Origin of the sequence: Gardnerella sp. DNF01189 (assembly GCF_049244195.1) — a bacterium.
Lineage (GTDB): Bacteria > Actinomycetota > Actinomycetes > Actinomycetales > Bifidobacteriaceae > Bifidobacterium > Bifidobacterium swidsinskii.
The window spans coordinates 995,934-1,014,866 of sequence record NZ_CP058385.1; the positions used below are offsets into that span (position 1 = coordinate 995,934).

Annotated in this window: 15 protein-coding genes and 1 other RNA gene; 3 read left to right on the forward strand and 13 right to left on the reverse strand. The window is 42.8% G+C overall.

Annotated features, from left to right (window positions below; translation table 11 throughout):
* Positions 1-97: 97 nt before the first annotated feature.
* The 4 genes from HXT41_RS03935 to ptsP all read right to left on the reverse strand — a co-directional run bounded on the left by HXT41_RS03935 (position 98) and on the right by ptsP (position 4,292).
* A complete protein-coding gene (locus HXT41_RS03935; protein WP_012914509.1) occupies positions 98-1,630 on the reverse strand; it encodes a PTS ascorbate transporter subunit IIC in 1,533 nt (510 codons plus the stop codon).
* A 116-nt stretch (positions 1,631-1,746) separates the two neighbouring features.
* Positions 1,747-2,016, reverse strand: coding sequence for a PTS sugar transporter subunit IIB (locus tag HXT41_RS03940; RefSeq protein ID WP_004104746.1), 270 nt, complete (start codon positions 2,014-2,016; stop codon positions 1,747-1,749).
* 63 nt (positions 2,017-2,079) lie between these two features.
* Positions 2,080-2,529, reverse strand: coding sequence for a PTS sugar transporter subunit IIA (locus HXT41_RS03945; protein ID WP_004108034.1), 450 nt, complete (start codon positions 2,527-2,529; stop codon positions 2,080-2,082).
* Between the two features lie 104 nt (positions 2,530-2,633).
* Positions 2,634-4,292: a phosphoenolpyruvate--protein phosphotransferase gene (gene ptsP, locus HXT41_RS03950; RefSeq protein ID WP_033888406.1), complete on the reverse strand. Its 1,659-nt coding sequence runs from the start codon at positions 4,290-4,292 to the stop codon at positions 2,634-2,636.
* A gap of 275 nt (positions 4,293-4,567) precedes the next feature.
* On the opposite strand from ptsP, the gene HXT41_RS03955 reads away from it, so the two are divergent.
* On the forward strand, positions 4,568-4,834 hold the full coding sequence (locus HXT41_RS03955; protein ID WP_004108039.1) for an HPr family phosphocarrier protein: 267 nt from the start codon (positions 4,568-4,570) through the stop codon (positions 4,832-4,834).
* A 99-nt stretch (positions 4,835-4,933) separates the two neighbouring features.
* The gene (locus tag HXT41_RS03960) at positions 4,934-6,013 is read left to right on the forward strand and encodes a LacI family DNA-binding transcriptional regulator (protein ID WP_004108041.1); all 1,080 of its coding nucleotides are present in this window, start codon (positions 4,934-4,936) and stop codon (positions 6,011-6,013) included.
* A 12-nt stretch (positions 6,014-6,025) separates the two neighbouring features.
* Here HXT41_RS03960 and HXT41_RS03965 read toward each other — a convergent pair whose 3' ends face one another.
* The 6 genes from HXT41_RS03965 to HXT41_RS03990 form a co-directional block, all read right to left on the reverse strand.
* Positions 6,026-7,204 carry a DNA polymerase III subunit delta' gene (locus tag HXT41_RS03965; protein WP_064621982.1) on the reverse strand — a complete coding sequence of 393 codons (1,179 nt, stop codon included), beginning with the start codon at positions 7,202-7,204 and terminating at the stop codon, positions 6,026-6,028.
* Between the two features lie 54 nt (positions 7,205-7,258).
* Positions 7,259-7,963, reverse strand: a complete 705-nt coding sequence (tmk, locus tag HXT41_RS03970) for a dTMP kinase (protein ID WP_162861150.1) — start codon at positions 7,961-7,963, stop codon at positions 7,259-7,261.
* Between the two features lie 47 nt (positions 7,964-8,010).
* Entirely contained in the window at positions 8,011-10,857 is a 2,847-nt protein-coding gene (gene topA, locus HXT41_RS03975) for a type I DNA topoisomerase (RefSeq protein ID WP_421788572.1), read from the reverse strand.
* Positions 10,858-10,988: 131 nt separating this feature from the next.
* A complete protein-coding gene (locus HXT41_RS03980; RefSeq protein WP_004108062.1) occupies positions 10,989-12,323 on the reverse strand; it encodes a phosphatase PAP2 family protein in 1,335 nt (444 codons plus the stop codon).
* A gap of 45 nt (positions 12,324-12,368) precedes the next feature.
* Positions 12,369-12,465, reverse strand: an RNA gene (ffs, locus tag HXT41_RS03985) — signal recognition particle sRNA small type.
* 41 nt (positions 12,466-12,506) lie between these two features.
* Positions 12,507-13,649 carry an inositol-3-phosphate synthase gene (locus HXT41_RS03990; RefSeq protein ID WP_033888408.1) on the reverse strand — a complete coding sequence of 381 codons (1,143 nt, stop codon included), beginning with the start codon at positions 13,647-13,649 and terminating at the stop codon, positions 12,507-12,509.
* Between the two features lie 172 nt (positions 13,650-13,821).
* Between HXT41_RS03990 and HXT41_RS03995 the strand changes: the two genes are divergently transcribed.
* Complete coding sequence (locus tag HXT41_RS03995) at positions 13,822-16,146, forward strand: transglycosylase domain-containing protein (protein ID WP_033888409.1); 2,325 nt, start codon at positions 13,822-13,824, stop codon at positions 16,144-16,146.
* A 94-nt stretch (positions 16,147-16,240) separates the two neighbouring features.
* Here HXT41_RS03995 and HXT41_RS04000 read toward each other — a convergent pair whose 3' ends face one another.
* The 3 genes from HXT41_RS04000 to HXT41_RS04010 form a co-directional block, all read right to left on the reverse strand.
* Entirely contained in the window at positions 16,241-16,984 is a 744-nt protein-coding gene (locus HXT41_RS04000) for an HAD family hydrolase (protein WP_076003096.1), read from the reverse strand.
* A 139-nt stretch (positions 16,985-17,123) separates the two neighbouring features.
* Positions 17,124-17,720 carry a heat shock protein transcriptional repressor HspR gene (locus HXT41_RS04005; RefSeq protein WP_076003097.1) on the reverse strand — a complete coding sequence of 199 codons (597 nt, stop codon included), beginning with the start codon at positions 17,718-17,720 and terminating at the stop codon, positions 17,124-17,126.
* Positions 17,721-17,807: 87 nt separating this feature from the next.
* The gene (locus HXT41_RS04010) at positions 17,808-18,869 is read right to left on the reverse strand and encodes a DnaJ C-terminal domain-containing protein (protein ID WP_415692841.1); all 1,062 of its coding nucleotides are present in this window, start codon (positions 18,867-18,869) and stop codon (positions 17,808-17,810) included.
* Positions 18,870-18,933: the final 64 nt, after the last annotated feature.

The following is an 18,933-nucleotide window of genomic DNA, read 5'->3' on the forward strand; positions in this document are numbered from 1 at the left end:
CGCTAACTGCATAATTTGACGGTCAATATAAAACGTGCGCCCAGAAAAATCTAAACTGGGCGCATTAACTAAAATGTAATTTTTTACCGTACTCTATTTATTTTGTAACAGCCTCCTCATGAGTTTCAGCAGCCTTAGCTGCCATAGCTGCTTTCTTAGCAGCACGCTCTTGCTTCTTAATTTCTTCAATGAACTCAGCATGCTTTACTGCAGGAAGCCAGCCAGTGTTAACAACCTTAACCTGCCATACCCAAGCCAAGGCAAACAGAATAACAGCAACAATAATCAAGCTTATAGCACCAACGCCAGCACCGAGGTGAGCGAAGTTACCCACAACAGTACCAATCCAACCAAAGTCAGCATCGCCGAAGGTGGAGTTTGCCAAGCCGAAGGAACCCATAACAGTAAGCAATACTGCTGGAAGGAATGTAATAATTAAACCGTTAATAAAACCACCGAGAATAGCACCACGACGACCACCGGTTGCATTACCAAACACGCCTGCACCACCACCATCGAAGAAGTGAGGCACCATTCCTGGGAGAATCAATGCCAATCCCCAAGCTGGACCCATCCAAATTGCAATAAGTCCGAGAGCTACAAGACCTCCAACGAAGGAAGACAAGAAGCCAATAAGAGAAGCATTAGCACCGTATGGGAATACGATTGGAATATCCAATGCTGGACGAGCGCCTGGAACGACCTTGTTAGCAATACCCTGGAATGCAGGAACCAATTCACCTAAAATAATACGAACGCCGTAGAGGATGACACTAACACCAATTCCAAATTGCAAAGCCTGAGCAAAAGCCGCCATGTAGAAGGCACTATAGTCCGTAGGATGAGACGCGAAAATCTTGAAGAGTTCCTTTACTGGCAACACAACCGAAGCCCACACTGCGAATACCAAATACAGCACAACCATCAACAAAGTCGTGGAGACCATTGAATCACGCAAGAAGCTCAATCCCTTAGGGAAGTTGATATCTTCAGTAGACTTAGACTTCTTACCAACAGCAGCACCAACAGCACCAGAAACAATGTAACTTAAGGAGTTAAAGTGACCAATCGAGAGCTTATCGCTACCAGTAATACGGTTCATAAAAGGCTGCGCAAAAGCTGGTAGAACAACCATAACCGTTGCCATAATGACAGAGCCGACAATAACAATAAGCAACTGGTTGCTTGCGCCAAAACCAACGGAAAGAACTAGAGCCAAAAGCATAGACATGAACACCATGTGGTGACCAGTCAAGAATATGTACTTCAGAGGAGTAAAGCGTGCAGCAAGAAGCATAAGAACGAAGCTGAGCACAATAATGTACGCAGAAGTAGCACCGTACTGACCTGCAGCCTGAGCAGTAATAACCTCATTTGTAGGTACAACACCATGAGCACCAGTAGACTTCAAAACCAAGTCACCAAATGGAGCAAGAGCGCCAACAACAACGCCAGCACCTGCACCCAAAATGAGGTAACCCATAGCAGCCTTTAAGCCGCCTGCAATCACCTGTCCTGCACTACGCTTGAGTGCGATAAGACCGATTGCTGCAATAATACCAATCAAATAAGCCGGCACATTCAAAATCTGCTGACTTATGAAATTTAAAACCTGAACTACAATGTTCATCTTATTTCCTTCTTTTTATTTAGAAAAAGCGAATAGCGCATGAAATAACAGTATGACTATGCCAAAGCAGTAAGCACGTAATCAGCATAATCAAACGTTTATTTGTTACACATAATTTATGCGTAACGCTCAAGCACACCCTTCACCTCTTCAACATCCATGAAATTTTCAATTGTTTCTACAGGAGTGGTAGTGCCCTCAAGCTCTGGAGCAAGCTGAGGAGAAGTGAGCACAAGATCATTCATATTGGCAGTACCTTTTGCACTTCCAGCATCGGAAGTAGTAACTGTAACATCAAGACCTAAGTCTGCTGCCGCAGCCTCAACATTGATTTTTAAAAGTACAGACGTGCCAATGCCGTTTCCGCATACACATAGAATATTCATAGATAACCTCTTTCGTTGAGTTGTATTTTTTTAATTTTGCAAAATTAGCTAATTCTTTAGTATTTAACTTTTAAGAATTGCGCGAATTTCTTTAGCGTTTTTTGCTTGCGCAAGTTCTCTAGTCTTCACAGGATTAGACAAAGCTGCAGCAACCGCGGACATAACGCCAATATGCTCATTTTCATCGTGACCTGCAAGACCAATTACTAAAGAGACCGGATCGTTGGCAGTGTTACCAAATTTAACGGGCGTACTTAAACGAATCCAGCTCAAACCACTTTTTAACACTGCTTCCGACGGGCGCGAATGCGCCAAAGCCAAGCCTGGGGCAATAACAATATACGGACCCATTTTTTCAACTGTTTCAATCATCTGATCCGTATATTCATCAGTAGTAAAGCCAGACTCCTTCAAAGCATTGCCCGCAAGACAAATAGCATCACGCCAATCTTTCGCTGCAATATCAAGGTTTACTGCAGAATCCGGGAGAAGCTCATCAATATCAGCACTCATATTTTCTCTTTTCTAAGCATGTTAATTATTCTTGATTATTTCTGATTGGTAATCGAATTTTTAATGTTCTTCGTAACGATCATATTTTGAATTACTCCCTTGGCTTATTCTTGCATGATTGAGTGGTAGAACTTTCCAGCTAAAGCCTCATGAGCTTTAGCTTTAGCTTCATCAAATGTAGTTTGAGCAAGTTCTGCTCGAACATCGTCCAAAGCAACTGGCGTCATAGAAAGCGAGTTAATACCGAGACCTGTAAGAACAATCGCTAAGTCTGGATCTGCTGCAGCTTCTCCACACACTCCGACTGGCATACCATGTGCGTTACCAGCGTCTGCAATCATTTTGATCGCGCGCAACACTGCAGGGTGCCAAGCAGTTTGATAATTAGAAACAGACCCAAGGGTTCTATCTGCTGCAAGAGTGTATTGCGTCAAATCATTCGTTCCGATAGATACAAAATCAGCAACTTGAGCAACCTCCTCGGCAACAAGAGCGATAGAAGGCACCTCTGCCATAATGCCAACCTTTTTAAGACCTTTAGATTTACCAAGTTTTACAAAATATGCTGCTTCATGTTCGTCTGAAACCATTGGAGCCATCACCCATAAGTCAGCATTCGTCACAGCATCAGCACGAGATAATGCCTCCAGCTGACCATCTAGAACATCCATATGCTGTCTTAGAGTACGCAAACCTCGAAGTCCGAGGGCAGGATTTGGTTCATCTTCAGGAGTCAAGAATGGTAACGGTTTATCTGCTCCAGCATCAAGCAATCGAATAACAACTTTCTTGCCTTCAAACTGAGATAGTAACTCTGTATAAGATTCTGTTTGTTCTTCTATACTAGGCGGTTGCTCGTTACCAATAAACAGAAATTCCGTTCGGAATAGACCTACTCCTTCTGCTCCATACTCATGAGCAGTTACGGCATCTGAGGGCTTTCCTACATTTGCCAAAAGAGGAATCAAATGACCATCTTTTGTACTTCCAGGCAATCCACGCAATTCACGAGCGCGGCTTAAACGCTCACGAGACTCTTTAACATGCGCGATCTCTTCTTCGCTAGGACTGCTTATAACATGACCATTAACGGCATCTACTACAACAATTTGATGATTCTTCAGCTGAGAGGCATCGTGTGCTCCAACAACAGCAACAATTCCACGAGCACGAGCAAGAATAGCAGTGTGACTTGTAGGACCACCATCAAGAGTGACAATTGCCTGAACCTTGCTTAAATCAAGTGAAGCTGTATCAGCAGGTGAAAGATCCCTAGCAACCAGCACAAAAGGCGAATCACTTTCCGGCACCCCAGGAGCTTCAACACCAATCAAAGATGCAATAACACGCTGGCCAACATCATGCAAATCTCCTGCACGCTCAGCCATGTAACCACCAAGATTACGCAACATGTCTTCAAATTGTGCGAACCCTTCCCAAGTGGCACGTTCCGCTGTTTTCCCCTTATCAATACCAGATTCAATTGCACTTATTAACGCTGGATCCGATGCCATCTGTGCAAGAGCTTGCATAATTGGTGCTGCTTTTCGAGTCCCCTCATCCTTTGCTTCAAGAGCCTCACTTGCACGATGGTTTAGGTCTTTATTTACTTCATTTAAAGCATTTTTAACAGCCTTTTTTGCATCCTCAGCCAACACACTAACAGCACGAGGAGAATCCTCTGGCTCATGCAAAGCAGGTGCCATACACAATACTTCACCATATGCCATCGAGCGCCCAATGCCAACACCAGTGATTACCATACTTAAAACCCTCCTTTAGGTTTAGAAACTTTATTACGGCCGCAACGCCGCATAAGCATTTCTTGTAGGTAAACGTTTCTTACTAATGAAACTATACACCATTAAAAACGTTGTTACAACAAGTGAAAACGTTTTCTGTATTTTTCAATTAATTATGCTACACTTAATGTTGAAAATAGCAAACAAAAAAACCTTAAGAAAAAAATATGGTTTGCTTTTATATGAAAAATAAAAATAAAAGCAAAATTTGTTAATTATTATTCAAAGGAGAAAAAATGGCAATTGCAACTCGTACTGTTACTATTGAAGACCCAGTTGGAATACATGCTCGCCCAGCGTCAGAATTTTCTCAAGCCGCGATGTCCTCAAATTGCATTGTAACGATTGCGAAAGGCGAAGGTACCCCTGTAAGTGCGAATAGCATTCTTTCAATTATGGGATTGGGTATTACTAAAGGAGATTCAATCACAATTACCGTTGATGGTGAAGACGCTGAAAATGTAGCTAACAATCTTGTCGATGTAGTCACGAAAGGCGAATAATATAAATAAATAAGTGTACATAAACTGACAAATAAATAATATTCAATTTGCGGTGCTGTTTACCAATAATTACAGCACCGCACTTATTCGGGGGCAAATATGACAAATCAAACTAATCAAAACGCCTCCATAACTCATGTAGCAGCTCTTGCAAAAGTTTCAATTGCAACAGTATCTCGTGTACTTTCTGGTAGACGAGCCAAAGATGACGATATTGCAAAACGCGTAAGAAAAGCTGCAGAGCAGCTTAATTATTCAGTAAATTATGCAGCAAGCGCATTAAGAAGTGACACAACTAATACAATCGGCGTAGTAATAGGCACAAGCAACGTAGATGATTCATTCAGTGTAAATATGCTTTCTGCATTGGATGAAGCAGCTCATGAAATAGATAAAATACTTCTTGTTGGAACTGGAAAAGACGCAGAAGCTCAAGAAGAACGCATAGAAGAGCTTATCGGTCATAATGTTGACAGTCTTATTGTCATGCCATCTAACAATAGTGATTTAACAAAAACACTTGAAAACTACGTTGACAATCTTCCCATTGTGCAAATTGGTGGCACTGCTACTTCATTCCACGTCAATTGGGTTGGCATGGATCAAGAATCAATGATGGAAGCTGCTTTAATACATCTTTCGCATCACGATGCCCATAATATTGCTTATTTAAGTGGAAATGTTGACTCCACACAAAGCGCAAACCTATTTGCCAATTTTCAGACTGCTGCAAGCCGATTAAGTTTACTTTCTGAGCCAGATTGGACAACTTTTGGAGAACTTACTTATCAACGTGGATTCAAGGATACAATGCGGCTTTTTTCTGATTCTACTGCTAAGCAATCTCGCAAACCAGACGCTGTTATTTGCGCAAATGACGCTGTCGCACTTGGAGCACTTCTAGCTTTAGATGAGCTTTCTTTGCAAGTTCCGCAGGATGTTCTCGTAATAGGTTACGGAGATAGCAGACAGGCAGAAATATCTGAACCAAAGCTTTCTTCAATCCGTCCTCCGTACCAGCAAATTGCACGCGAAGCAATCCGCCTAACCGCTGTCAACAAATCAGAGCAACATTGGTTACCTGCACATATGGAGTTTAGACCAGAAATCATGCGACGCGAATCAACAAATTCACCAAGAATAGGCACAAGCGATATGTCACTTCCGTGGAGGATATGATACTTTTGCATTTTATTGACTTTGCAAAAGTGAGCAAAATAGCGCTTCAAAAACAAGAGTTGCGTTACCATTTCTCGAAAGCCGACGACGAGCAGTAGCAATACTGTCAACGCAATCCAAGGCTCTACTTGCTGTCATGCTTTGTGCCAACTGGACAATTCTAGACTTGTATTCCTGATTTATAATTGGCGAAGACTTTTGCGCGTCGTTAATAACAACTAAAACGTCTCTATACACGCTATCGATTGCGTCAAGAGAACGGCATAACACGTCACGGCTTACACGAGTTACTTTACGTTTTACATCATCCTTTTTTCCAATTGCATTGTAGTTTGCGCGCAATTTGGGCGGAATGCGATCCTCATCGCCTAATCCGTTAATTCTGCGAAATTCTTTTTGTTGATCCTCAACATTTCGCTGAACCTCATCTTCTGCTTGTGCTTTTGCATCGTCAATAAGCATTGCAGCAAGCATAATTGCGTCGGCAGCATCATGCATACGAAGCAATCCTGCAACAAGCTCATCTCGCCTACTTAAAGCACGCTCATCGCTTGCGTAAATAAAAGCAGTTGCTATATTTCCTTGAGAAAGCCTGGCTGCACGACTCGCTAGCTTATTATCCGCATCCGTTTTTTTAGTAAGATATTCTGCTATAGACTGCTCGTTTGGAGTAGCTAATTGCACAAGTTGTGTACGCGAACGAATTGTTGGAAGCACATCCATAACACTTGAAGCGCATAAAAGCCAAATCGTATGCTCACTTGGCTCTTCAATCTCTTTAAGAAGAACGTTCGTGCTACGTTCCAACATTCGGTCAACATCTTCAATAATTATGATTCGCCAAGGAGCAGTGCTAGGCATCTGCTCAGAAATCCCAATTGCCTCACGCACATCGTCAATGCTAAGAGTTACGCCTTTTGTTGCAAGCGTATGCACATCAGGATGCGATCCTGCTAAAACTTCTTTGGCAGTTTTACTAAGCTCACCTTCGCCACTAATTCCATCACTGCCTTCTCCATGATCCGGACTTTCGAGAGCTGCAGCGAAAGCGCGCGCAACTTGCGCACTACCGAAGCCAGCAGATCCGCAAATCAGCCAAGATTGCGCTATTTTGCTAGCGTCCGCACAAGCAATGTTTCGCAATCGCGAAACTACCTGTTCTTGCCCAATAACGCTATCCCACACACTCATCGCTTCACCCCCTGCATAGCTTCTCTACTTCTTCACTTTATAAAGTTCGCCATTTTATTTAGTTTCAATTTCTTCAATTAAGTTATGTACGTCTTGCACAATAAGTTCAAATAATGATTTCGCCGAGAACGTTGCGTCTAATACGCGATAACGATCTGCAGACTCCTGCGCTAAATCTAAAAATGCTTCTCTAGTGCGACGAGCGAAATCTATTCCAGCTGATTCCATGCGATCTTGCTCGCGATGCAAACGCTTAAAAGCATCTTCCGGTTGCATATCTAGCAAATAAGTGCGATTAGGCCATAGCGAATCCGTTGCCCACTCACTTAAAGTTCGCACATCATCCATAGTCAATTCGCGACCGCCTGCTTGGTAAGCAAGCGAAGAATCAATATAACGATCCGTTATTACTACTGCACCACGGCTAAGTGCCGGGCGAATCACTTGCGCAACATGCTGTGCACGATCCGCAGCAAAAAGCAAAGCTTCTGTTCTGGCAGATACACTCGTGCCATGCAACAGTATTTCGCGCAAAGTTTTACCCAACTGCGTACCGCCAGGCTCACGCGTCACTACAACTTCTCGCCCCAAAGATTGCAAATAATCCTTAAGAGCCTCAACTTGCGTAGTTTTACCAACGCCATCAATGCCCTCGAAAGAAATAAATAAGCCTTTATTTGCATAAGATTGCTCACTTCTGCAGCCGCAGTTTCCTCCGCAAGCGCAGCCACCAGAAAAATCGTCATTTTTAGATGCCATATTTTTGACTCCATATGCAAGGTTTATTTAATCTTTAGATTTCATTCCTATGCTTTTTTAGCGGTAGATTTCTTTGAAGTAGTCTTCTTTGTAGAAGTTTTCTTTGCGGTAGATTTTTTCGCAGTAGACTTCTTTTCAGAAGATTTTGCAGTGCTCTTAGTCGCGCGCTTTTTGCGTTTTACGGGACCTGCGGCACGCTTTTGCGCCAAAAGTGCAAACGCATCCTGCGGATCAATCGATTCAGGCGTATACTGCTTTGGCAAAGTGCGATTCGTTTCACCATCAGTAATATAAGCTCCGTAGAAACCATCCTTAATCACTACTGGCTTTCCAGTTTCAGGATCTGCGCCAAGCTCACGAAGAGGCGGCTTGGCGGCACCACGAGTACGCTTAACGTACTTTGGTTGCGCAAATAAATCTTTCGCTTCTTGCAAAGTAACAGTAAAAATAGCATCTTCACTAGAAAGGGATCGCGTATCCGGCTTAGATTCCACAGTTTCTCCAGCAGAAGTATCTACAGCAGAATATGTTTTAGTTAAATATGGACCGTAACGACCATTATTTGCTTCGATACGAGCTAGTTTTACAACGCCTTCGGCATCAACTTCTTCATACTCACCAACCAAACGTGGCAAATTCAAGAGTTGCAACGCTTCTTGCAAAGTCAAAGTCGCTGGATCCATGGTTTTAAACAAAGAAGCCATTTTTGGACGAGCTTTAGAAGCCTTAGAAGACTTAGAATCTTCCGCGTTATCCTGCTCTTCTACCAGTGCCACGTACGGACCAAAACGACCATTGCGCACTTCTACGTTCCCACCCGTTTCTGGATCTACTCCAAGCACACGTGGACCTTCAGCATTATTCTCAAGCAATTCTCGAGCAGCATCAACAGTTAACTCATCTGGAGCTAAAGTTTCTGGCAAAGAAGCATGACGAGGGTTGCCTTCAGCATCAAGATTCTTAATGTCTTCCAAGTACGGACCATAGCGTCCAATACGCACATGCAAACCATCGCCAATGTCTATGGTATTTATTTCACGCGCATCAATTTCACCAAGCTCTGCAACCTGCTGTTGCAAACCAATATGAGCTTCATCAGCAGAATTAGCAGCACCCTCACCGGAACCGAAATAGAATCTAGTTAGCCAATCGCGACCGGTTTCTTCACCGTGCGCAATTCTGTCCAAACCATTTTCCATATCAGCAGTAAACGCGTAATCAACATACTTTGGGAAATTCGCTTCCAAAAGTTTAATTACAGCAAAAGCAAGCCAAGAAGGAATTAACGCACGTCCACGCTCATACACGTATCCGCGATCAATAATTGTAGAAATAATCGTTGCGTAAGTAGAAGGGCGTCCTATTTCCTTAGCTTCCAAAGTTTTAACTAAAGAAGCTTCAGTATATCTTGCAGGAGACTGAGTTTCGTGAGAATCCGCACTAACACTTTTAGCTTCAAGAACATCCCCAGCTTGCATTTGAGGAAGTGCCTTATCGCTTTCACCTTCAGTTGCATGAGCATTGCCAAAAACCTTCATAAAACCAGCAAAAGTAATTACTGTTCCAGAAGCTTGGAACAAAGCTTCTCCATATTCTCCAGCAGAAGCATTTAACTTAACAGTTGCTGTAAAACCTGTAGCATCAGCCATTTGTGACGCAAGGGTTCGTTGCCAAATAAGCGTATACAATTTTAGCTGATCCGCAGGTAATTTATCTGCAAGCTCGTCCGGGCTTAAGAAACGCGCTCCAGCAGGGCGAATACATTCATGAGCTTCCTGCGCTCCTGCAGACGTAGTTGCGTACTGCTTAGGAGATTGCGAAACATATTCGTCGCCAAATGCTGCACGAGCAGCACTACGCGCAGCTTCGATAGCTTCTTTGGAAAGCGTTACGGAATCCGTACGCATGTAAGTGATATAGCCGTTTTCGTATAGAGATTGTGCAGCTCGCATAGTTTGGCGAGAGCTCATTGAAAGTCGGTTTCCAGCAGTTTGCTGCAAAGTTGATGTAGTAAAAGGTGGCAAAGGACGACGACGATACGGCTTCGTTTCCATAGAGTCAACTACAAAATCTGAATTCTCAAGAGCTTTAGAAAGCTTAGATGCAAAATCAGCATCAACATGCAAAGCTTTTTGTGATTCATCTTTTGTAGAGACCAACTCACCTTTTGAATTGAAATCTTTAGAACCAGCCAAACGACGACCAGAAAGCTCGCTCATGCGCGCTTCAAAATCAACATTTTCGCCATCTGAGCCTTTAGAACTTAAAACCGCGCTAATATCCCAGTAAGACGCCTTAGTAAACGCCATACGCTCGCGTTCGCGCTCGACAATCAACCTAGTAGCAACAGACTGCACGCGTCCAGCAGAAAGACCAGGACCAACTTTCCTCCACAAAACAGGAGAAAGCTCATATCCATACAAACGGTCTAACACACGACGAGTTTCTTGCGCATCAACCATATTGTCGTCAACATTTCGAGTATTACTAAGCGAGACTTGAATTGCATCCTTAGTAATCTCATGAAACACCATACGCTTTACTGGCACAGTTGGCTTCAACGCTTCTACCAAGTGCCACGCAATAGCTTCACCTTCGCGATCCTCATCAGTTGCCAGATATAATTCGTCAGCTTTTGCGAGCGCAGACTTTAAATCGGAAACAGTTTTCTTTTTATCTGAGCCAACTACGTAATATGGCGCAAAACCATGATCGACATCTACACCAAACTTGCCAAACGCTGCTTTGCGTGAGGCTGGAACTTGGCTTGGCTGAGCGAGATCGCGAATATGCCCAACTGAAGCCATGACGGTGTAGCCATTTCCTAAATACCCGCCAATTTTTCGCGCTTTCGTGGGAGACTCCACAATGACTAGCTTATTCTGTGCTGCCATATTCGCTCCTTTCCTAACACAATCGAACATATAATTCCGAACTATATGTTTCACGCTAACTGTATCGCAACTTAAGTTATACGTCTATTACATTCCACCTCGGTGGATAAAAGCAGATAGAGTAGACAATATTACTTAGAAGCAGATGGCGGCGTCGGCGGAGCGCCTACTAATCCAAGCCTACTCAACGGCGAAGCTGTAGAGTGACGCATTACCATAATTACGCCAAAAACAAGCAAAGACACGCCTATAATCAGCCAATAAGTTGCTACATAAGATACGCTTGCAGCCCATTGAGCAAAAATATCAACACCAGGAAGAATTTGCCATATTAAATAAAGTGCATACAAACACGCCAACACACCAATCGTAATCATAGAGCTTCCTACAATTTGAACGCTAATTGAGGAACGTCGATAAGCTGGCATATCCATTCCACTACTGCGAGTGCATGCGAGCATAATAAGCGTTACAGCACCAACGATAAGTAATGACATAAGAACGTCAGAAACTCTATGCCAATGCGCTGCAACCAACGAAAGTTCCACAAGAACGCTTATAAAAGCTGCAGCTACCGCTGCCCATGCGCGCCAAACACGCGAAACTGCGCAAATAAGCAACGCACATGATGCAGTAATAAGTAAGGTATGACCTGAAGGTGCTGAATTTGCAGACAAATATTCAATACTTATAAGCATTGGGCGCGGAAGAATTTTTTTCAATGGTTCAGCAGCAGCCGAAAGAATAATAATTCCAGCACATTGACCAAGAAGCCACCAACGTTTACGAATACAAACTACTATGAGTGAAACAAGAGCAATTATTATGCTAGTAACTATAACAACCATAGAAACGCTTATAGGTCGCAAGCAAAATGCAAGCCAAGATGGCGTACCATGAGAACCAAATCCATCAATTACCATTTCTTCATAGCTTTGACCAAGTACTGTTTGCACACTAATAAACCATATGAACGCAGCAGAAGCCAAGAAAACAATTGCAATAGCAACACACCACAATATGGTAGATATTCTAGGACGCTTTATAAGCTGACCAAGCTGATCAATATCATCTGCATCTGATAGAGAATCTTTAGAAGATAACTGATTAGTCGAATACGACAAATCGGACGAGCCAGACAAATCAGACAAATCAGACAAATCAGACAAATCAGATTGACGCTTAGTTTGTTTCACAAACTGTTTTACAGACTGTTTAGAAGATTTTTCTTCATTATTTTCTGGAAATAAAGGCGATATTTTTTCGTCATTATCTTCAGATGAGATTGGAGAAAATGGCGTAATAGTATTAATCGAATCCAAAGGATGCGAATAGTCACCACCTTCACTGTTGCGATTAACATCTTGCGAAGTTCCACCTACCGGCAGCGCATCATTTTTCTCAGCAGAATCATCATGCTGATTGTCAATGCTATTGGATTGAATTCCTGCAAATTCTTCACTCATACTTTAGACTTTACGACAGTATTTACGACCGCGCTAGTTTTACGCATAATAAAACCTCCGCGCACCCACCAGAGGCCACTTACCCTTGCTGCATTTCTGCCCTGGGGGGATTGGGTGACTTAGTGCCACACGGAGGCTCTATCTATATTACACGATTTTCGCTACATGTCGAGTAGTAATAAATTATGCGCGCCACACGCTCTTGCCGTGCTCTTTTGCAAATTCAGTATCTTCATCAAGCTGAGACTCGTTAGCTTCAACATCACCAGCAATATAGCGTTCAACTAATTGACGAGCTTCACTATCTTCATGCTGAACTGCAGGAGACTTCATAAAATATGAACTTGGAGCCAAAACCGGACCAGAAAGCTTGCGATCCAAAGCAATTTTTGCGGCTCGAACAGCATCGATAACAATTCCGGCAGAATTTGGAGAATCCCAAACCTCAAGCTTGTACTCCAAATTCAAAGGAACATCACCAAAAGTAGTACCTTCCAAACGCACGAAAGCAAACTTGCGATCATCCAACCAAGCTACGTAGTCAGAAGGCCCAATATGAACATTATGCTCATCCATTTCATGAGGCACGATTGAAGTTACTGCACGAGTCTTAGAAATCTTTTTAGACTCAAGTCTTGAACGCTGAAGCATGTTCATAAAGTCCATGTTTCCACCAACATTCAGCTGATACGTGCGATCCAAACGCACACCGCGATCCTCAAAAAGTCGAGCCATAACGCGGTGAGTAATAGTTGCACCTACCTGACTTTTAATGTCATCGCCAATAATAGGAACTCCAGCATCACGGAATTTTTGCGCCCACTCAGGATCAGAAGCAATGAAGACTGGCAGGCAGTTTACAAATGCGCATCCAGCTTCCATTGCAGCAGTTGCATAAGCTTTATCGGCTTGCTCAGATCCGACTGGCAAATAAGAAACAAGCACATCAACATGCTTATCTCGCAAAACTTGAGCTACGTCAACAGGCTCAGCCTCGGACTCGTCAATCATCTCGCGATAATAATCACCTAAGCCGTCATAAGTTGGACCACGCAATACTTCTACACCCAAATTTGGTACATCAGCAAAACGAATTGTGTTATTTTGTGAAGCGCCAATTGCTTCACTTAAATCATGCCCAACCTTTAGAGAATCAACATCAAACGCCGTAACAAACTCAATATCGCGCACACGATACTGACCAAATACAGCGTGCATCAACCCTGGAATTTTCTCACCGTCATCAGCGTTTTTGTAATATTCAACGCCCTGAACCAGCGACGAAGCACAATTGCCGACACCGGCAATGGCAACGCGGATGCTCATATAGACTCCTTGCCCTGCAAAATAAGCGACATTACATTATGCCGCACCATACACATTTCATAATACTATTGCTTTAACAAATATGTACTAATATTCAATATTTTTAATCTTTTCTAAACAAAAACATGCTGTTTTGTAGAAAAATTCAACACCGGACGCTACGGTGGAATGTATGGTTGCACGTAAAGATGGAAGACGAGCGTCTACTTCGCATGAGAAAGCTACTCGAAGCATATCGTCACAATCACAAAAAAATACGAATATGCCTTCATCTGTCCCACCACGCGGACAAGAATCATATCGTCCAAATTCGTATTCTTTTGAATCAAACAAAAGCAGCCGTAATTCAAGATTCGAACGTTCTCGCGCAGCAACACGCAGAAGGCGTCGTAGAACTTGGCGAGGCAGACATCCTATTATTTTTTGGGCGCTTATCGTTATTTTTGTGCCAATTTTGCTAGGCACAATTGTTTTTGCTTATCTGTATGCAACTACAGACATACCGGCACCAGACAAAGTTGCTATGGCAGATAAGACGAAAGTGTATTATTCAGATGGCAAAACTGAATTAGGTTCGTTCGCTGAGCAAAATCGCGAAATTATCAATTGTTCAGTACTACCTAAATATGTTGGTAAAGCAATAGTTGCTTCAGAAAATCGTTCCTTCTACCACGATGGCGGAATAGATTTTAAAGGAATTGGACGCGCACTACTTCATAACATCACAAAGCACGGGCGTTGGGGCGGCTCAACTATTACGCAACAATATGCGGAAAGATATTATCTCGGTGAAACAAAAACTTATTTTGGAAAACTAAAAGAAGCTATTTTAGCTTTGAAAATTGCGCAAACTCAAGATAAAGATACAGTACTTTGCAATTATATGAATACTATTTACTTGGGTAGAGGAGCATACGGAATTCAAGCTGCAGCCAAAGCATATTTCGGCATAGAAGCAAAAGATTTGTCACTTTCGCAAGCTGCACTTTTAGCAGGTATTATTCCAGCACCAAGTAGCTGGGATCCTGCAATTGGTCCAAAAGAAGCAGGCATTCGTTTTAAGCGCGTGTTACGCATTATGAAAGAAGATGGCTACATTACAGCCTCTCAGGCAGCGCAAGCAAAAATGCCTAAAACTATTACTCAGACGACTCAAAACATTTACGCAGGTCAACAAGGTTACTTATTGCATATGGTTCGCGATGAGTTAACTAGGAATGGTGCTTTTACACAGGAAGATCTCGACAGTGGTGGATATCGCATTATTACTACTATCGATAAAGCTAAGCAAGATTTAATGTTCAAAGTTGCAAGTCCTTCTCAAGATGGACGAGGAATTGTGCCAGAAGGACTGCAAGTTGGCGGAATTTCAATAAATGCAAAAGATGGTTCAATCATTTCCGTTTACGCAGGAGACGATTATCTAAAGAAACAGCTTAATAACGCCACACAAGCGCTTTATGAGCCAGGCTCTACTATGAAGCCTTTTGCGCTTATGGGAGCAATTCAGGCTGGCACTAGCTTGGATACGATGTTCAATGGCAATTCTCCACGCAAGTTTGATGGGATCGATAAACCTGTTGGAAACTTTGCAAACATGAGCTATGGCACCATTAACTTATACAATGCAACTGCAAATTCTGTGAACACAGTGTATATGGATTTGCAAAGTAAACTTGGCGCTAAAAAAGTTGCTCATACCGCAGTTATGGCAGGCTTAAATCCTGAACGAGTCAATGGTGAGAATCCGTTTACTGTGCTCGGAAACGATTCTGTACATGTAAGCGAAATTGCGCGCGCATATGCAACATTTGCAAACCAAGGAAGACGCCCAGATTTGCATATTGTTGCCAGCGTAAAAAATCCCGACGGTAAAGAGTTCTACCGTGCACCAACAGCTGGAAAGCAAGTATTCTCACCAGCCGATGCCGCTTTAGCTACAAAAGCAATGATTGGCGTAGTGCAACATGGTACAGCAACTGAAGCTCGCGCTGTAGGTAGAGAAATTGCAGGAAAGTCTGGAACAGCAAACGATGAAACTGCTGGTAGCTTTGTAGGATTTACGCCAAATATTGTTACCGCATTTGCTATATGGAATCCAGACGCAAAAGGTAGCCCACAAGTAATTAAACCGTTCCACGGATATCTTGGCGGAAGCGACTACCCTGTGCACTTGTTTACAAGATACATGCGTCAAGCGGTAATAGGAACCCCGAATACTAAATTCCCTGAAGCAAAAGACACAGGCAAAATTGGCGGACCTGATGGAAAATGGGGATTAGGCGAACAACACACATTCACGCACGCAAAAACTGAGAATGAAGATAAGGATAAAAACAAGGACAAAGATAAAGACAAGGACAACGACAACGATTTAGACCTTGATAGCCAGCTGTATGGTCGTGACGATTCATCATCGGGCGGCGTTGGCAGCTACGATAATAATTCTGGCGGTCATGGTTATGACAATAACTATGACACAACTGGAGGAAACTAGTAAATCAACTGTAGCTAATTTACAAACAGATATGCGAATAGCTATCTAAATAAATAGCTAAATAGTTTATTAATTAGTTTTGCTAGTTTGTTAATTAGTTTCGACTCAAAACAATGTTCTCAAGCATTTTAGCAGTCACATTTTCATAACCGTTAAGTTCTGCGTGATGCTTGCTTTCAGATATGTTTGCGCGCGAAAAACCTGTTTGTGCAATTACAGTTGCTCCGGAATTAATTGCGGCAGTAAGACCAGATAGAGAATCTTCTATGGCAATGCAATTAGCCATCTGCTTCGCAACTTCCTCGTCCGTACCCTCAATGCCAACCATTTTTCCTGCAGCAAGATATGGCTCAGCACTAGGCTTTGGTTTAAATCCATCATCTCCACACACATACCCAGCGAAAGTGCCTTCTGGAGCGTGATTCACAATATTTTCAACCAAACAACGCGGCGAATTACTCACCAAAATTGAAGGAATGCCAGCATCCGTAAGGCTTTTAAGTACGTCTAAAACTCCTGGAACCCATGGCACGGATTCAGCTTCACGAGCAGCAACGTAATCAACCATACCTTTGCCGATTTCTTCTACAGTAAGTTTTGTACCGCTTGGAATCATTTTATTGGCAACAGTTTCAAGGGATCCGCCGGAACATTCCCAAGCTAAATCTTCATCCCAGTAACCACCGTATTTTTTTACTAAATAAAATTCCGACTCATGCCAATACGGCTCGGAATCTATAAGAGTGCCATCCATGTCCCAAAAAACTGCACGCAACACATGTTTTTCTTCACTAGAGTTAAGAGTACTTACACACACATTCGTCGTCTGTTCAGCCATTCACAATCCTTTATATTGCATATATTTGCTTTAGCTTTTGTAGCGCATTATTTCGCACTAATTTTGTATTACTTTTCGCACTATTAATTCTTCTCGCTAATTTCTCACTTAAGCACAATAAGTAGCCATGCCTACGTTACTATATGCTCCACGCTCTCCACAACACCACAGATTTTTCATCCAAAGACTTTCGATTTTTATAATTACTGTTATAGCTTTCCGAAGAATACGACGAAGGTAACGCTCGTCTCTCTGTAAGAATATCCCGCCTCCAGCGACGCGCATTGCGAGAACGCTGCATTTCCACAATGTCACCATCTGCATTTGCAGCAAAAATGTTGCGCTCTGAAGACTCTGCAGAATCTAACAAATGCCTTACTTGTCTTTTCAGCTGTCGATTTTCTTCTTGCAAATCAAGTATTTGCATGATGCCAGCAAGATTAATGCCTTCATTTTGGCTTAAATGCTGAGTTTGCACAATCCTGTCTATATCTCGCAAAGAATAACGGCGAGCGCCGCCTTCAGTCCTATTCGGCATTATTAAATGAAGCCGATCATACTGTCGTAAAGTTTGCGGGTGCGTATTAGTTAGGCGTGCCACATGGCTTACGGTAAATATTGGCAAATCAAGAACAAATCCTACTTCATCTGCCCCGTCAAGCGTTGCAGTACCACGCACTAAAGCAACTGCACACATTTCATACAGTGCTTTAGTTTCACGCGTTATTGGTGTCATAGCACGCCTTCCTTTGCCCTTTTTAGTATGTTTAAAGCACTGTTACAAGCAATTCAACAGTGTTTAACCTACTAAATTATTGTTAACTTAGTTTTGTCTTAATTTTTTAATTTCTTCAGCATAAGTTTCGCCAGCAGTTTTATCAAATTCTTTTGCAACGCGTCTAAGAGACATGCTCGAACGCTTTGGCAAACGAATCTGCACAACACCAACAAAATCGCCATTCTTTCCAGGCACTCCAGCACCTTCTATACGAACTTCATCGCCGCTTGAAACACAAGCTGGAACTTTGAAAGTAACAGGATTGCCGTCTATGTCGTTTACACTAACCTTTGCACCATGCACTGCTTCACTTAACGTTAGCGGCAATGTAGAAATCAAATCGTCGCCTCGCAAAGTAAATTTATCTGATGCTTCTACTTGAACATGCAAGTACAAGTCACCTGCAGCACCACCGAACTTGCCTGGCTTGCCTTTTCCTTTCAAACGAATTTTCTGTCCGGTTTTTACACCAGCTGGAATATGCGTTTTAAAAGTTTCACCAGCCGCACGCAACGATACTGTAGCGCCTTTAAAAGCTTGCTTAAATGTGAGCTTTATATCGGTTGTTATATCTTCGCCAACTTCAGGCACATTAGCTTCCTGCGGTTGAGAATACCTCTCACCACCAAAGCCACTCGTACCCTGGAATCCTGCTGAATCTTGAGAGCGCTGACCTCCACCAAACATAGAGAAAATGTCGCTCATATTTGGTCCAGCACCGTTGGATGTAAAGCGAATGCGCGAACCGTTTCCGCCCATGCCACCCATGCTGCCCATGCCAGAGCCGCCGTTGAACATAGAGAAAATGTCCGAGAAGCTCGACGCATCGAAACCGCCAGCACCACCTGCTCCTCCAGCGAAACGAGCACCACCAGCACCAAATTGGCGGATAGCATCGTAACGTTGGCGAGTTTGACTATCTTTTAGTACGTCGTAAGCTTCAGAAACATCCTTAAATTTTTCTTCAGCTTCTTTTGTTTTGTTTAAATCAGGGTGATATTTACGAGCAAGTTTGCGATACGCTTTGGTAATCGTTGCCTCATCTGCGTCTTTGGAGACACCGAGAACCTTATAAAAATCCTTAGCTAACCATTCATTTTCAGCCATTTGTGCCTCCTTTCTTCACAAGCACATTGGCTATTTCGCTTTTGACCAAATATAGTCTGCTCGT

What these genes read in the sequence shown, in the direction of transcription:
- ptsP (WP_033888406.1), bottom strand. Translation starts at nt 4,292, where the DNA reads ATGGTAATCACTGGTGTTGGCATTGGGCGCTCGATGGCATATGGTGAA.
- HXT41_RS04000 (WP_076003096.1), bottom strand. Translation starts at nt 16,984, where the DNA reads ATGGCTGAACAGACGACGAATGTGTGTGTAAGTACTCTTAACTCTAGT.
- HXT41_RS03980 (WP_004108062.1), bottom strand. Translation starts at nt 12,323, where the DNA reads ATGAGTGAAGAATTTGCAGGAATTCAATCCAATAGCATTGACAATCAG.
- tmk (WP_162861150.1), bottom strand. Translation starts at nt 7,963, where the DNA reads ATGGCATCTAAAAATGACGATTTTTCTGGTGGCTGCGCTTGCGGAGGA.
- HXT41_RS03960 (WP_004108041.1), top strand. Translation starts at nt 4,934, where the DNA reads ATGACAAATCAAACTAATCAAAACGCCTCCATAACTCATGTAGCAGCT.
- HXT41_RS03995 (WP_033888409.1), top strand. Translation starts at nt 13,822, where the DNA reads ATGGTTGCACGTAAAGATGGAAGACGAGCGTCTACTTCGCATGAGAAA.
- HXT41_RS04005 (WP_076003097.1), bottom strand. Translation starts at nt 17,720, where the DNA reads ATGACACCAATAACGCGTGAAACTAAAGCACTGTATGAAATGTGTGCA.
- HXT41_RS03965 (WP_064621982.1), bottom strand. Translation starts at nt 7,204, where the DNA reads ATGAGTGTGTGGGATAGCGTTATTGGGCAAGAACAGGTAGTTTCGCGA.
- HXT41_RS03945 (WP_004108034.1), bottom strand. Translation starts at nt 2,529, where the DNA reads ATGAGTGCTGATATTGATGAGCTTCTCCCGGATTCTGCAGTAAACCTT.
- topA (WP_421788572.1), bottom strand. Translation starts at nt 10,857, where the DNA reads ATGGCAGCACAGAATAAGCTAGTCATTGTGGAGTCTCCCACGAAAGCG.
- HXT41_RS03935 (WP_012914509.1), bottom strand. Translation starts at nt 1,630, where the DNA reads ATGAACATTGTAGTTCAGGTTTTAAATTTCATAAGTCAGCAGATTTTG.
- HXT41_RS03990 (WP_033888408.1), bottom strand. Translation starts at nt 13,649, where the DNA reads ATGAGCATCCGCGTTGCCATTGCCGGTGTCGGCAATTGTGCTTCGTCG.
- HXT41_RS03955 (WP_004108039.1), top strand. Translation starts at nt 4,568, where the DNA reads ATGGCAATTGCAACTCGTACTGTTACTATTGAAGACCCAGTTGGAATA.
- HXT41_RS03940 (WP_004104746.1), bottom strand. Translation starts at nt 2,016, where the DNA reads ATGAATATTCTATGTGTATGCGGAAACGGCATTGGCACGTCTGTACTT.
- HXT41_RS04010 (WP_415692841.1), bottom strand. Translation starts at nt 18,869, where the DNA reads ATGGCTGAAAATGAATGGTTAGCTAAGGATTTTTATAAGGTTCTCGGT.